Source organism: Nocardioides soli, assembly GCF_014191495.1.
Taxonomy (GTDB): Bacteria; Actinomycetota; Actinomycetes; order Propionibacteriales; family Nocardioidaceae; genus Nocardioides; species Nocardioides soli.
Window position 1 is genome coordinate 1 of sequence record NZ_JACHWR010000022.1, and the last position, 14,068, is coordinate 14,068.

14 protein-coding genes are annotated in these 14,068 nt (G+C 71.5%); 4 read left to right on the forward strand and 10 right to left on the reverse strand.

The annotated features are described in order from the left end of the window. From FHU40_RS27595 to FHU40_RS27605, 3 genes are all read right to left on the reverse strand, one after another. On the reverse strand, positions 1–1,647 hold a 1,647-nt coding region (locus FHU40_RS27595), incomplete at its 3' end, for a M3 family metallopeptidase (protein ID WP_183595695.1). Further along, positions 1,644–2,864 carry an RNA polymerase sigma factor gene (locus FHU40_RS27600; RefSeq protein WP_183595696.1) on the reverse strand — a complete coding sequence of 407 codons (1,221 nt, stop codon included), beginning with the start codon at positions 2,862–2,864 and terminating at the stop codon, positions 1,644–1,646. The genes FHU40_RS27600 and FHU40_RS27595, both read right to left, overlap by 4 nt. Positions 2,865–2,868: 4 nt before the next feature. Further along, positions 2,869–3,237, reverse strand: a complete 369-nt coding sequence (locus FHU40_RS27605; RefSeq protein ID WP_183595697.1) for a YciI family protein — start codon at positions 3,235–3,237, stop codon at positions 2,869–2,871. Positions 3,238–3,381: 144 nt separating this feature from the next. Here FHU40_RS27605 and FHU40_RS27610 point away from each other — a divergent pair, with 144 nt between their 5' ends. After that, complete coding sequence (locus FHU40_RS27610; RefSeq protein WP_183595698.1) at positions 3,382–4,413, forward strand: glycoside hydrolase family 6 protein; 1,032 nt, start codon at positions 3,382–3,384, stop codon at positions 4,411–4,413. A 44-nt stretch (positions 4,414–4,457) separates the two neighbouring features. Here FHU40_RS27610 and FHU40_RS27615 read toward each other — a convergent pair whose 3' ends face one another. Further along, a complete protein-coding gene (locus tag FHU40_RS27615) occupies positions 4,458–4,775 on the reverse strand; it encodes a DUF4287 domain-containing protein (protein WP_221200371.1) in 318 nt (105 codons plus the stop codon). Beyond that, complete coding sequence (locus FHU40_RS27620; RefSeq protein ID WP_183595700.1) at positions 4,775–5,050, reverse strand: DUF1905 domain-containing protein; 276 nt, start codon at positions 5,048–5,050, stop codon at positions 4,775–4,777. Before FHU40_RS27620 ends, FHU40_RS27615 begins: the two co-directional genes overlap by 1 nt. A gap of 217 nt (positions 5,051–5,267) precedes the next feature. On the opposite strand from FHU40_RS27620, the gene FHU40_RS27625 reads away from it, so the two are divergent. Then, on the forward strand, positions 5,268–6,557 hold the full coding sequence (locus tag FHU40_RS27625) for an MFS transporter (protein WP_343058084.1): 1,290 nt from the start codon (positions 5,268–5,270) through the stop codon (positions 6,555–6,557). Continuing rightward, positions 6,554–8,017: an SDR family NAD(P)-dependent oxidoreductase gene (locus tag FHU40_RS27630; RefSeq protein ID WP_343058085.1), complete on the forward strand. Its 1,464-nt coding sequence runs from the start codon at positions 6,554–6,556 to the stop codon at positions 8,015–8,017. The genes FHU40_RS27625 and FHU40_RS27630 overlap by 4 nt, the downstream gene beginning before the upstream one ends. Positions 8,018–8,032: 15 nt before the next feature. Here FHU40_RS27630 and FHU40_RS27635 read toward each other — a convergent pair whose 3' ends face one another. The 3 genes from FHU40_RS27635 to FHU40_RS27645 all read right to left on the reverse strand — a co-directional run bounded on the left by FHU40_RS27635 (position 8,033) and on the right by FHU40_RS27645 (position 10,519). Then, a complete protein-coding gene (locus tag FHU40_RS27635) occupies positions 8,033–9,295 on the reverse strand; it encodes a HipA domain-containing protein (RefSeq protein WP_183595701.1) in 1,263 nt (420 codons plus the stop codon). Continuing rightward, entirely contained in the window at positions 9,292–9,603 is a 312-nt protein-coding gene (locus FHU40_RS27640) for a helix-turn-helix domain-containing protein (protein ID WP_183595702.1), read from the reverse strand. The genes FHU40_RS27635 and FHU40_RS27640 overlap by 4 nt, the downstream gene beginning before the upstream one ends. A gap of 412 nt (positions 9,604–10,015) precedes the next feature. Next, positions 10,016–10,519 (reverse strand): mycothiol transferase, encoded by a 504-nt coding sequence (locus tag FHU40_RS27645; RefSeq protein WP_183595703.1) that lies wholly within the window; start codon positions 10,517–10,519, stop codon positions 10,016–10,018. A 213-nt stretch (positions 10,520–10,732) separates the two neighbouring features. On the opposite strand from FHU40_RS27645, the gene FHU40_RS27650 reads away from it, so the two are divergent. Next, positions 10,733–10,990 carry a cold shock domain-containing protein gene (locus FHU40_RS27650; protein ID WP_343058021.1) on the forward strand — a complete coding sequence of 86 codons (258 nt, stop codon included), beginning with the start codon at positions 10,733–10,735 and terminating at the stop codon, positions 10,988–10,990. A 90-nt stretch (positions 10,991–11,080) separates the two neighbouring features. Here the strand turns inward: FHU40_RS27650 and FHU40_RS27655 are convergent, their stop codons facing one another. Next, complete coding sequence (locus FHU40_RS27655; RefSeq protein ID WP_183595386.1) at positions 11,081–11,788, reverse strand: hypothetical protein; 708 nt, start codon at positions 11,786–11,788, stop codon at positions 11,081–11,083. An 896-nt stretch (positions 11,789–12,684) separates the two neighbouring features. Continuing rightward, the coding region (locus tag FHU40_RS27660; protein WP_183595704.1) for a DUF429 domain-containing protein at positions 12,685–14,068 on the reverse strand (1,384 nt) is incomplete at its 5' end.

The window sequence follows — 14,068 nt, forward strand, 5'->3', positions numbered from 1 at the left end:
CCGCGAGGTGTGGAACCAGTACGACATCGCGGCGTAGAACATCTGGGTGCGCGCGTGGTAGCCCTTACCGAAGTCGTCGGCGGCGCGCATCCGCTCGACCAGGTCGGCCGGGATGGGCTCGCCGGAGGCGGAGACGGCGAAGGTCTGCAGCACGTCGGCGTCCCAGGCCCACTCCTCGAGCATCTGGCTGGGCGCCTCGACGAAGTCCCACTCGGTGGCGACGCCGGCGAAGCGGGTCCACTCCCCCGACCCGGCCAGCACGTGGTGGAGCAGGTGCCCGAACTCGTGGAAGAGCGTGACCACGTGGTCGTGCTCCATCAGGCCGCGGCTGAAGTTGCAGACCAGCACGCCCTCGGGCAGCTGCCGGCCGGCGAGCCCGTCGACGAGCGTGAACTGCGCGGCGTGCTTGTACTTGCCCTCGCGCGGGTGCAGGTCGAGGTAGATCCGCCCGATCCGCTCGGGGCTGGCGCCGACGTCGCGCAGCACGTCGTACGCCGTGACCTCCTCGTGCCACACGACCGCGCCTGGGACCGGTTCGTAGGCCAGCCCGAAGAGGCGGCCGGTCACGTCGAGCAGCCCCTGGCGCACGCGCGCGAAGTCGAAGTAGGTGCGCACCCGCTGCGCGTCGACGTCGTGCCGCTCCTGGCGCACCAGCTCCTCGTAGTAGAGCGAGTCGGCGGTCGTGATCGCCTCGGCGCCCGGGACGTCGCGGCGGTAGCGCTCGAGCAGCAGCTCGAGGTCGCGCCGCATGGGAGCGTCGGCGGCGTCGGCGATCCGGTCGATGAACTCCGGGATCCTTCGAGACGGCTCGTCCCTCGCCTCCTCAGGAACCGTGGCGGGGCCCTTGCCGATCATCTTCACGTCGGCGTCGTACGACGCCCAGTCGGCGTAGCCGACCAGCGTGGCCAGCTCCTCGCGCAGCGCGAACATCTCGCGCAGCAGCGGCTCGTTGGCCGGCCAGCCGCGCTCGAGGAAGGCGACGGTGACGTCGCGGCGCACGTCGGCGTCGTGGGCGAACATCCGCACCGGCACCGAGTCGGGATAGTCGGTGGTGACCGTGACCAGGCCGTCGGCGGCGGCGGGGTGGGCGTCGAGCCAGTCCTGCGGCAGCCCGGCGAGCCGGTCGGGGGTGACCCGGACCGTGCGGACGTCGTCGCGGATGGTGCGGCCGAACTCCTGGCCGACCGCGGTCAGCCGCTCGTTGATCTCGGCCAATCGGGCCCGGGTGGCGTCGTCACGATCGACGCCGGAGCGCCGGAAGTCGTCGAGCGTCTTGGCGAGCAGGCGCGCCGCGACCGGGTCCAGCCCCGCCGGCGAGGCGGCCGCGAACACGTCGTACAGCGCGCGGTCCTGGCGCAGCTCGGTGACGTAGCGGTCGACCTCGACCTCGGCCTGCTCGCAGGTCGTGCGCACCGGCTCGAGCGGATGCACGTTGGCGAGGAGCGATGCCGTCGCCGCCACGTTGCTGAGGTGGCGCGACGCCTCGTCCCACGCGCGCAGCAGGTCGAGCGTGGTCGCCGGCCGCCCGGCGCGGAGGCCGTCGACGATGCCGCGGGCCGCCGCCAGGCCGTCCCGGGAGCGGGCCTCGACCCAGCCCTGCGCATCGTCGTCCGTCGGGAGGTCGAGGGGCGTCCCCGGATCAGTCATGGGGCCAGACTGCCACGACGCCTGGACAGGTAGGCGCGCTCGGCCGGGTTGTCCGTGGCCGCGATGGCGGCGTCGTACGCCGGCCGCGCCTCGGCGCTGCGGCCCAGCCGGCGCAGCAGCTCGGCCCGGGTCGCGTGCCAGGCGTGGTACGCCGTCAGGTCGAGGCGGTCCACCTCCGCCAGGGCCACCGCGGGCCCGTCGAGCTCGGCCACGGCGACCGCACGATTGAGGGCGACGACGGGGCTCGGCGCCACGGCGTACAGCTGGTCGTAGAGCGCGGCGATCTGACGCCAGTCGGTGGCCGCCGCGTCGGGGGCGTCGGTGTGCACGGCGTTGATCGCCGCGAGCAGCTGGTACTGCCCGGGACGCCCGACCGCGAGGCACTCGCGCACCAGGTCGTGGCCCTCGGCGATCAGCTCGCGGTCCCAGCCGCCGCGGTCCTGGTCGCGCATCGGCACCAGCTCGCCGGCGGCCACCCGCGCCGTACGCCGGGCCTCGGTGAGCACCATCAGCGCGAGCAAGCCCGCGACCTCCGGCTCGCCGGGCAGCAGCGAGCGCAGGAGCCGGCCGAGCCGGATCGCCTCGGCGGTGAGGTCCTCGCGGATCGACCGCTCGCCCGAGCTGGCCAGGTAGCCCTCGTTGAAGACCAGGTAGACCACGGCCAGCACCGCGCCCAGCCGGGCGGTCAGGTCGTCGGCCGCAGGGACCCGGTAGGGGATGTGGGCGTCCCGGATCTTCCTCTTGGCGCGGGTGATCCGCTGCGCCATCGTGGTCTCGGGCACGAGGAACGCCTGGGCGATCTCGGCGACGGTCAGGCCGCCGAGCAGACGCAGGGTCAGCGCGACCCGGGCCTCCGGCGCGAGGGCGGGATGGCAGCAGGTGAAGATCAGCCGCAGCCGGTCGTCCTCGACCGGACCGGTCGGCTCGTGGGGCGTCTCGTCGTGGATCATCAGGGCCGCCTGGTGCTTGGCGTCGCGGCGCGACTCGCGGCGGAGCCGGTCGAGGGCGCGGTTGCCCGCCGTCGTCGTCAGCCAGCCGCCCGGGTTGGGCGGTACGCCGTCGGCCGGCCACCGCTCGAGGGCGACGACCAGCGCCTCGCCGGCTGCCTCCTCGGCGACGTCGATGTCGCCGAAGCGGCGCACCAGCGAGGCCACGACCCGGCCGTACTCCTCGCGGTAGATCCGCTCGACGGCCTCGTGGGGGTCGCGTTCGCTCAAGCCGTCACGCCTCGGGCTCGTCCTGGAACGGCCGCACCTCGACCCGCCCGGCGCACGCCTTCGACCCTTCGGCCGCCCACCTCAGGGCGGCGTCGAGGTCGGGCGCCTCGATCACCCAGAAGCCGCCCAGCCACTCCTTCGACTCGGCGAACGGCCCGTCGGTGATGATCACCTCGCCGCCGGTGTGGTCGACGGTGGTGGTGCTCCCGATCGGCTGCAGGCCTCCGGCGAACACCCAGGCGCCCTCGGCCCGGAGCCTCTCGTTGAACCGCTCCACCGCCTCGAAGAGCGGCTGCATCTCCTCCATGGTCATCTGGGACTGGGCCGCCTCGTCGGCCGCCGATCCGTTGACTGCGAGCAGGTACTGCGACATGGTCTCTTCTCCTTGCGTCCTTGGTGCAGCGGGTCCGGTGGCCCCGCTCACCCTCTCCACGAACGGTCCGTCCTCGATACGACACCCTTCCGGAAAAGACTTTCGACGCCTACGGTCGGGCCGGCCAGCCCGTACCCTGAGCGCGTGCTTCCCCGGTCGTTGGTCCTGCGCGCCTGCGCCACGGTCGCCGTCCTCGCTCTCGGCACGGCCGGCCTGACGTCGGCCTCCGGCGCCGACGCCGGGCTCGCGGCGAAGCCGAAGGACCCGCGCCGAACCCAGGGCCTGTTCGTCGACCCGAAGATGCCGGCCTACCAGCAGGGCGGGGTCTATCGGGAGGAGATCGGCCGGGTCGCGCAGGCCTTCTGGGTGATCCCGGAGGCCTACCCCACTCGCCCCGATCCGGACCAGCCGTGGCTGGTGCCGGTGGGGCAGGCGGTCGCCGCGTACACGGGCGACGCCGCGGCGGCCGGGAAGACGCCGGTGCTCACGATCTACGGCATCCCCGGCCGCGACTGCGGCATGTACTCCTCCAACAACCCGCTGACGACCGCCCCTCAGTACAAGGCCTGGATCAAGCAGGTCGCGGCCGAACTCGAGGGGCGGAAGGCGCTCGTGGTGCTCGAGCCCGACGCGCTGCCGCTCTTCAGCAGCTCGGTGCAGGCCTGCCCGACGAAGCCGCGCGGCTGGCAGGGCATGCTCCGGTTCGCGTCGAAGCGGCTGAGCCGGAGCGGCGCCTGGGTCTACCTCGACGCGGGCCACTCGAACTGGACACCGCACGAGACCCGGCCCGCCCACCTCAAGGCCGCGGGGGTGCGGTTCGCCCGCGGGATCAGCACCAACGTGTCGAACTTCCGCCCGACCCGGGACGAGAAGCGGTACGCCACCGGACTCCTCCGCGGCCTGCGCAAGCTGGGCGTGAAGCGCAAGCACTACGTCATCGACACCTCGCGCAACGGGGCGGCGCCGAGCAACGATGGCATGGACGTGATCAACCCGACCTGGGCCGAGGTCGGCAAGAAGCCGAGACTGGTCTTCCGGGGCGCCTTCGACGGCACCCTGTGGGTCAAGCACCCGGGCGAGTCCGACGGCTACGAGAACGGCGGGCCGGCGTCCGGCCAGTGGTGCGACTTCCTCGCCGACCGGCTGCTGGGACTCCCCGAGAGCGGCAGCTGCTGACCGCCCGGTGGGGGCGGCGTACGGGCGGTCGTCGGGATAGTCCGTCACGTTTCGGTTGCCGATCGGCCGGCGAACCCACCAGAACGTGACGGACTATCCCGAAGTTGGGGTCGCCCGAGCCTCACGACGCGGCACCCTTCCCCCCGCTTGTCCTCGGCCAAGGTGTGGGCGACGACGGCGTTCGCGTGGCCGTGGCCCATGCCGTGCTCGTCCTTGAGCAGTGCGACCAGCTCCATGTGCTTCGCGCCCGCGCCGTAGCCCGGAGCCGCGCGCACCACGGCCTGCCACTCCGCGATCGGACGGCCGTACTTCCTCTCGATCGACGGGAAGTACGACGCGGGCCCCTGCACCTTCTCGGTCATCACGTGATCCTCTCCTGGAGATGCACGGTCACCACGTCACCGGCCTGCTTGCCCGACTCGACGCGGAGCGCCGACCGGACCGGCAGCTTGTGGTTGCCGTCGCCGAGTGCCATGAACGAGCTCTCGAACGGCCGGCCGTCGACGGTGCCACGCACCTTCACCAGCCCGCGAGTGCCGAAGTACGCCGCGGACTCGGGCCAGACCACGTAGGTCCAGCCACCCTTGGCCCCACTCGTCTGGAGCACCGCCTCGAAGGTGACGTCGATCTCGGTCATGCCGTTTCGACCGGTGGCGGGAACAGGACTCATCGGCGACTAGTGGTCGTCGCTGGGAGTTCCTCGGGGGTGGCCCGTGCTCGGGGTGCGTGCATCGCAAGGCGCCGGAGCGCGGCTCTACCTGCTCGTCCAGCAAGCGACGGCAACGCCGCGAGGTGCGTGCCCGGGTGCGGGCCACCCGAAGAACTTCCGGTGATGGCCACTAGGTTGGGGCATCGTGCGCGGGCTGAGGGAACGGATGGCGGGCCTGGTCGCCGACACCCGTCCCCTGCGCAACGAGCACTTCCGGCGCCTGTGGCTGGCCAACATCATCACGGTGGTCGGTGCCCAGCTGACCGTCGTCGCCGTGCCGGCGCAGATCTACGACGTGACCGGCTCGTCGGCGTACGTCGGGCTCACCGGGCTCTTCGGTCTGGTCCCGCTGATCGTCTTCGGGCTGTGGGGCGGTGCGCTGGCCGACGTCTTCGACCGGCGCACGATGCTGATGATCACCACCAGCGGGCTGATCGGCACCAGCGCCCTCTTCTGGCTGCAGGCGGCGATGGGCAACACGAATGTGTGGCTGCTGCTCGGGCTGTTCGCGGTCCAGCAGGCGTTCTTCGCGGTCAACCAGCCGACCCGCGCCGCGATCCTGCCCCGGCTGCTCACCCCCGATCTGCTGCCGGCCGCGAACTCGCTGAGCATGACGGTCTTCCAGGCCGGCGCGATCGGTGGCCCGCTGGTGGCCGGCGTGCTGATCCCGATCCTCGGCTACCAGTGGCTCTACCTGGTCGACACGATCACGCTGTTCGCGACTCTCGGCGCGGTGGTGCGGCTGCCGCGGCTCCCGGTGGAGGGACCGACGACCAGCCCCGGGCTGCGGTCGGTGCTGGAGGGCTTCCGCTACCTCGGCGGCCACCCGGTGCTGCTGATGTCCTTCGTCGTCGACCTGATCGCGATGATCTTCGGCATGCCGCGGGCGCTGTTCCCCGAGATCGCGCACGTCTCCTTCGGCGGGCCCGACGAGGGCGGCCTGGTCTTCGCGCTGCTCTTCGCCGCGATCCCGACCGGGGCGGTGCTCGGCGGGGTCTTCTCCGGATGGGTCTCGCGCGTCGACCGGCAGGGGTACGCCGTGATCGTCTGCATCCTGGTGTGGGGCGCGGCCATGACCGGCTTCGGCGTCGCCGTGGCGCTCGCGGACTACCGGGGCATGCTGCTCGTCGCTCTGCTGATGCTCGTGATCGGCGGCGCGGCCGACATGGCCTCCGCGGCCTTCCGCACCAGCATGCTGCAGAGCGCGGCGGCCGACTCGGTGCGCGGGCGGCTCCAGGGCGTGTTCGTCGTGGTCGTTGCCGGCGGCCCGCGGATCGCCGACGTCGTGCACGGCACCAGCGCGGCGATGGTCGGCACCGCGGCTGCCGCCGCCGGTGGTGGGGTGCTGGTCGTGGTCGGCACGGTCGTCGCCGCGATCGCCGTGCCGTCATTCGTGCGCTACCGGCTCAGCCGCACCACTACCATCGCCCGGTGATTCGCCCCGTGATCGACCCCGACGACCTGGCCACGACCGTGCGCGTGCTCGGTCAGCTGCACCACCTCGACCAGGACGACCCGGACCTCGTGACGGTCAAGCGCGCGGCCTCGCACATGTACAAGGCGCTCAAGTCCGAGCGCCGGGCTCGCAAGCGCCAGGCCGAGCTCGCCCACGACCGGGCAATCACCGAGGCGACGGCGACCGGGTCGCCGATGCGGATCGACGACGAGACCCAGGGCATCCCGCTGGTCTCGACCGCGCCGGGCGCCTTCGCGGGCGAGCTGATCAACCCGCGCGGCTGCTACATCTGCAAGACCGACTACACGCTGGTCGACGCGTTCTACCACTACCTCTGCCCCAGCTGCGCGTCCCTGTCGCACGCCAAGCGCGGCCAGGGCACGGACCTCGCCGGGCGCCGCGCGCTGCTCACCGGCGGCCGCGCGAAGATCGGCATGTACATCGCGCTCCGGCTGCTGCGCGACGGCGCGCACACCACGATCACCACGCGCTTCCCGCACGACGCCGTACGCCGGTTCTCGGCGCTGGAGGACAGCGCCGATTGGATCGACCGGCTCACGATCGTCGGCATCGACCTGCGCGACCCGACCCAGGTCATCGCGCTCGCCGACGAGGTCGCCGCCGCGGGCCCGCTCGACATCCTGATCAACAACGCCTGCCAGACGGTGCGCAGGTCACCGGGCTCCTACGCGCCGCTCGTCGAGGCCGAGCTCGCGCCGCTGCCGGCCGGCGTGCCGCTGCCGGAGATCGTGAGCTTCGACCGGATCAGCGACGCCCACCCGGCCGCGCTCGCGGGCACCCTGCAGCAGCACGCGATCGCCCACCACGAGACGCCAGCGCACACGCCGGCCTCGATCACCGCGCTCGCGCTGCAGGCGGGCCACGCGAGCCTCGAGGCGCACCTGGCCGGCACCGCCGTCGACGCCGGCGGACTGCTGCCCGACCTCCAGGTCAACAACTCCTGGACCCAGACCGTCGACGAGGTCGACCCGCTCGAGCTGCTCGAGGTGCAGCTCTGCAACGCGACCGCGCCGTTCCTGCTGATCTCACGGCTGCGCGCATCGATGCGGGCGTCGACGGCGCGGCGTACCTACGTCGTCAACGTCTCGGCGATGGAGGGCCAGTTCGGCGGTCGCCGCTACAAGGGGTCGGGGCACCCGCACACCAACATGGCGAAGGCGGCGCTGAACATGCTGACCCGCACCAGCGCGGGCGAGATGTTCGAGTCCGACGGGATCCTGATGAACGCCGTCGACACCGGCTGGATCACCGACGAGCGCCCGCACGAGGACAAGCTGCGGATCGCGGCCACCGGCTGGCACGCGCCGCTGGACCTGGTCGACGGGGCCGCGCGGGTCTACGACCCGATCGTGCGCGGCGAGGCCGGCGAGGACCTCTACGGCCACTTCCTCAAGGACTTCGAGCCCGCGCCCTGGTGAGCGGGGCGGCAGGGCTTAGCTGAGGTCGGCGACCCGGTCCCGGTAGTCGTCGATCACCCATCCCACCCGGTCGAGCTCCTGGTCCGGCACGTCGTTGGCTCGTGCGTGCCCCCGCCAGTCCTCGAGGACGTGGCGGATCCGGAGGAGGCCGTGGCGCGCAGCATCGGCGTCCAGGCCGAAGTACTCGGACTGGGTGACCAACGCGCGCAGCGAGTCCGCGCGGGTGCCCGCTCCCGAGAGCGTGGTGGTGCGGGGCATCGCCAGCTGTGGGTTGACGTTGAGGTCGAAGGCAGGCGCGAGGGTCCACCCGCGGGCCGTACGGCGAAAGCCGTGGTTGTGGAAGTGGTCGTCGGTGTTGTTCAGGGCCACGGTGAACGCGATCCGGTGCCACAGGTCCCGCAGGTCCGCGGCGGTGCTCGCGGAGTGGTCCTCGATGGCGTCGACCAGGTCCATGTAGTCGTTCCCGGCGCTGCTGGCCACCTCGGCCATCGTGCGGGCGCTCACGTAGCCGATGCGGCCGGCATCAGGGCCCGCGCCGTCCCGGTCGAAGCGCCCCAGGAGTAGCACGTGACGTGTCCCGACCTCGACCAGGCGTCGTTCCGGCACCTCGATGCCGCACAGCTCCGCCAGGTCCAGGGCGGTCTTCTCCCACGCCATGACGTCCCACTCGTCCTCGCGAAAGGGGAACTTGGCGATGAGGAGTCGCCCCTCGTCCTGGACCGACGCCTTGGGTCGGGCACCGCCGAGGGTGCCACTGCCCGCGGCGAGGAGGAGCTTGAGGGCGTCTGCCACTCCCGCCTCGTCGTCTGCGGCGACCCGGTCGGCGGCCTCGAGGAGCTCCGGCAGGCCGACCAGCTTAGGGACCGATGCGTCAGTGCCGACGAACGTCGTCGTCCCGGGAGCCGCATAGCGCAGGCTGCCCTGTCGCATCTGGTCGCTGACACCGACCAGGAGGTCCGGCTCGGTGAGCAGCGGCACCGGCTGCCTGGCCGCTGCCGCCTCCAGGCGGAGCTTCCTGGACACGAGCTGACGCCCCCACCAGTCCGGGGTGGAGTCCGAGAACGCCGACGGGAGCGCCCCGAGCACCGTCGAGGCTCGAGACAACGGCAGGGCGGGGTCCAGCTCGTACGCCGCGCGGTTCGCGAGGTAGTCGCGTGCGTAGGTGAACTCCGTCGTCGTCGTTGCGCCGTGATAGCGGAACGTCGCGGTCCCCGCGAGCACCGTGGCACCCGCGAGCACGACGTGGACGTCGAGCGCCTCGGGCCGGGCCACGCTCACCTGGCCGGCCCCCGGACCCGCTGAGGCAGCGCGTCGTCGGCCCGGGCGCGACCGAGGTCGGTCTCGTACGGGTCGAGCGCCTCGACGGCGCGGTCCAGCTGACCCAGCGCGCGCAGCACGTTCAGATACGTGCTGAGGGTGACTCCGAGGTTGCCGGACTCGAGCTTGGTGAGCGTGGGGCGGCTGATTCCGGCCCGGTCGGCCAGCTGCTCGGCGGTCAGGTTCTGGAGCTTGCGCCAGGTGGCGACATGACTGCCGAGCTGTCGGCCCGCGCGCACGAGGCGGGCCTGCGGTGGACGCTTGGCCATCGGGCGGCTCCTCTCGACTTAATGCAAAGCATAGCAGTCACTAAGTCATTTACCGCTAACTACACTTGGCATTAATTCAGTCACCGCCTCCCCGGTGCCATCGTGAAGAGGCTCCCGAGCCCCTACCCGGCTCGCGCGGGCCGCGCGCCTCCACCTCGGCCCCACCCCGCACTGACAGGATCGCGTCCCATGGACGCGATGGAGTGCGACGGCTGCGGGGCGACGATGCGCTGGGAGACCTCGCACTCACGGTGCGACCGCTGCGGCTACATCCGGCCCTGCTGCGAGGGCGCGCCGGTGACGGCGAGCTGCGTCGTACCGACTGACACTCGGGGCGCGTCGCTCCGCTAGCCCTTCCAGAGCACGGGTCGGGGTGACAGGTCGACCTCGGCGCCTACGAGCGGCGTCGGCCCTAGACGTCGAGCAATCCGCGCAGGTAGGCCGCCTGCCCGACGTGCTGCGCGTCGTCGTCCGCGACGCTGACCAGCCGCACCCCGAGCGACACCGGCGGGTCCCACCGCTCGTCGATGATCCGGTCGAGGTCGTCGTCGGACAGGGTGCGCAGGTAGGCGACCGTCGCCTCGTGGGTCGCGGTGAGGTACGCCGCCAGCAGCTCCCCGGTGGCCCGCACCTTCGCGACCTGCTCGCTGGTGTGCCCGTAGCCGTGGTCCTGCGGGTCCAGGTCGAGCCCGAACCTCTCCGCCCACCCCTGCGTGAACCACACCTGCTCGGTCCCCGCCACGTCCGCGATCTGCGCATCCTGCACCCGCGCCGCGTGCCAGACCAGCCACGCGATCGAGTTCGCATCAGGACTCGGCCGGTGCGCGAGCTGCTCCTCGTCGAGCCCACCCACCACCGCCGTGCCGTTCTCCAGCACCCGCTCGAAGAAGTCCACGTACACGTCCGCTGGGGTCATACCTCGACCGTACGCCGAGGCCTACGGCCAGGTCAGCCGCGCGGCGGCTCCATCACGATCCCTGGGTAAGTCCCAGGAGGCAGCACGGCGTCGGTGTGTCACTTCGCTGCCTGTCGCCGTCATCCGGAAGAGTCCGGATCTGCCGCAAGAGGTAGTGCTGCCACCCGCGAAACTCAGGGGCCGCCGGGGTGCGTCCGCTCGTAGCATCGGCATGTGGACAAGGACCTCGATGTGCGGCGCCCTGACCTCGATGGAGTCGAGCGCTTCGGCACCGTGCGGTGGTTCAAACAGGAGAAGGGCTACGGCCGCATCACGGCAGACGATGGCGAAGTTCTGTTCGTACACTTCTCGGACATCAAGGGCGCGGGCTACCGGGTTCTCGACGAGGGCCAACGAGTCAGGTTCGTATGGCGCGGCGGCGTCGCCGACCACGGCCGCCACCATGCTGAGGACGTGCACATCATCGACTGATGGCCGCGCGGCCACCATCCGGATCTGCCGCGATGGGTGCGTCATTTCGACTGGGGCAGGACGCGTCGGCACGCAATCTGCGGGACGCAGTCAGCTTCGGAGGTCAGGGGGTGGGCCGAGGCGCATCTTGTCGCCGACCACGTTCAGGAGCGCGATGACGTCAGCGCGTGCCAACCGTACGTGATCGGATGCTGCCCGCAGGGTCTTGCGATTGCGATGGATGCGGGCGATGAGCTTGTCCTTGGTCCGGCGCGTCACCGGGACTTCGGGGGCGTCGCCGAAGCTGTAGGTGATCTCGAGCTGCTGACGGTCCGCATCCGACCACCAGTCCAGGTGACTGTCCTGAATCACTAGCAGGCAGCCGTGCAACGCGTCCAAGTAGGCATCGGGCACTTCATTAGTCGGGCCACCACCGAGGACGACGATGGACGGTGAATCCGATGGCTCACCGGAGCGAACCACCTCGGTCGGGAGCGCCGGCTCACCGGCCGCAGATTCGCCGTCGTCGACCAGGACGAGCGGCGCCACGCCGTCGTTCGGGCCCAGCTGCAGCTGAGCCCCTCTTCGCCCGAGAATATCGATGTAGGGCACCAGCTCGACGGCGCCGTCGACCCAGCGCAGGGTCCGCGCCGTCCGCTTGAACCCGGCGAGTGTGCTGTACGCGACCGCCTCCGGGGACCGCGCAACCAGCGCCTCGGTCCTCCGGTCCCGGATCTCGATGACGACGCGTCCGTACCGTCGTCGGCGAGTTGGAAGTACGACCTGGCCTGTAGTGCTCGACTCGGGCTCGCCTTCCATGGAGACGACCAGGTGAAGCGCAGGTCGCGAGCCCGCACGTACTCGCGGGCCTCGGCCAGCACCTCGGGCGGCCAGCCCCGCCGTGGTGCGAGCTCGGTGAGGGCGGCGTCGATCACCTCGAACACCAGCCGACCGCGAGCCCCCGCGGGCAGGGCAGCAACAGCCGGCGGGACGGAGACACCGCAGAACTCCCATCCGTCGGGCCGGTCGACCCGGACCTCCGCACGGATCGTCGCGGCACCGTCGTCGGCCGGAAACGTGTGGAGGCGCAGCGTGCTCACCGGTCCAGTGAGATCCACTGACCGCAGGGCTTCGCTGTACAGCTCCTCCACCCGACGCGCCGACTTCAGCCACGCGTCGACCTCTGGCTCGTCATCCCAAGGCCGATCTCGATGCCCGGTCGCGGGCCAGAAGTTGATCGCCTGGAATCTCACCACCGTGGCAGCGTCACAGGTCTCAAGAACTTCCGCTGGTTCATCCGCGAAATCGCGGGTCTTCTGCCACACTCCGGGCGTGTTCCGGCATCGCGGTCGCCACCGGCAAGGCTTTGTGGCGTGGTTGCGCAACGACCTTCGCCGGGTGCCTCCGCTCCGCGTGACCTGGCGGACGGTGCGCAGGTACCCACACATCCTGCGGCGGACTCTGCTGCTGGGGGCCTTGGTCTGCGCGGCGTACTACGGAGTTCTGAATCTGCTCGGTCTCGAAGACACGTCGGCCGTGCTCGTCGGACTCCCCATCGCCGTCGTCGGCGCGTACAGCGGTCGGCAGATCGCGCGGTATCGGTTGGATAGGCAATCGGCTCCAGCCGCTGCAGCGGAGGTGTGACGGCGGGACGCCGTCCGGTCGCGGTGGTTTCGAGACAGGCGCTAGCGCGCCTTCCTCAACCACCGTCCTCTTCAGCCGCGCATCTTCTCCAGGCGTACGGCGAGGAGGGGGCGGCGGTGGGCATTGCCGGGGAGGTCGACGTAGCGGTCGCCGTACGCCGAGAGGAGGGCGTCGTCGAGGCGGCGTACGGCGCCGGGCGGGTAGCGGTAGTCCATGCGCGCGACGATCTCGCCCGCGTCGACGTCGGCGAGGACGTCGCCGAGGGCGGCGAGGGTGGTGAGGCCGAGCTCGGGGAGGAGGCCGGCGATCCAGGCGTAGTGGTCGGGGCGTGACCACTCGGCGTCGGCGTACTGCCCCGCGAGGTACGCCGCGAGCTCGCGGGGGCTGACGCCCTCGGCGGCGGCGTCGACCTCGCCGACGGCGGCGCCGCGCAGCCGCTCGCGGATCGTGGTGAACTCCTGGTCCGCGAGCTCGAGCAGCCCGGCCGCGAGGGTGAAGCGGCGGTCGAAGTCACGGGCGTGCTCGGTCGGGACGCTGCCCTTGTAGCGGATGTCGTGCTCGAACTCCGCCCACGCGTGCTGCAGCACCGTGCGCACCTGCACCTGCGCGACCTGCCCGTCCTCGCGCGCGACCTGGAGGTGCCGGCTGGCGTAGCCGAAGCGGCCCTCGCTCGCGGTCTCGTTGCCGAGGTCGCGGTCGTCGAGCACGTCGAACTGGGCGCCGAGCACGTCCGCGACCGCGCTCACGTCGGCGCGCACGTAGGTGATCACCCGGACGCCGACCTGGTCGCCGATCTCGCGCAGCGGGTCGGAGTACGCCGGCAGTCCGTCGACGGTGCGCGCCGCCTTGGCGGCGAACGAGTCGACGCTCTTGGCGCGGCCGGCGACCGACAGGTAGTTGATGCCCGCCTCGTCGAGCAGGCCGGTGACCTGCTCGACGTACTCCGCCGCGACGGCGACCAGCTGCGGCTGGCGCTCGGCGTACTCCGCCACCGCCTGCTGGATCGCGCCGTGGGTGTCGAGCAGCGTGGGCGTGACGATGTAGCCCTGCTCGAAGGAGCCGTACGTCGTCAGCCGCTTCGGCCAGCGGTCCGCCATCAGCGCGACGTAGGCGCAGACCACCGCGTCGACCTGGTCCTCGGCGCGGCCGAGCTCGCTCTTGCGGGTGGCCGCCTCGACCTGCGCACGCAGCGCCCGCCAGGTCGGGTCCGGCGGCACGATCCGCTCGAGGTGGTCCATCAGCCGCAGCAGCTCGGCGCGCAGCGAGTCGAGTGCGCGGCCGCGCTTGTCCTTGTACTTCAGCGTCTTGGCGAGGTTGAAGAGCACGATCGTCGCCGGGTGTGGGTAGACCTCGATCGCGCGCCGCTCGCGGCCCGAGCGTGGGTCCATGTCGAGCCGCAGCTGCCTGCAGATCCGGGCGCCGCGGGTCAGGCCGCCGGCGAACTCCGGCTTGCCG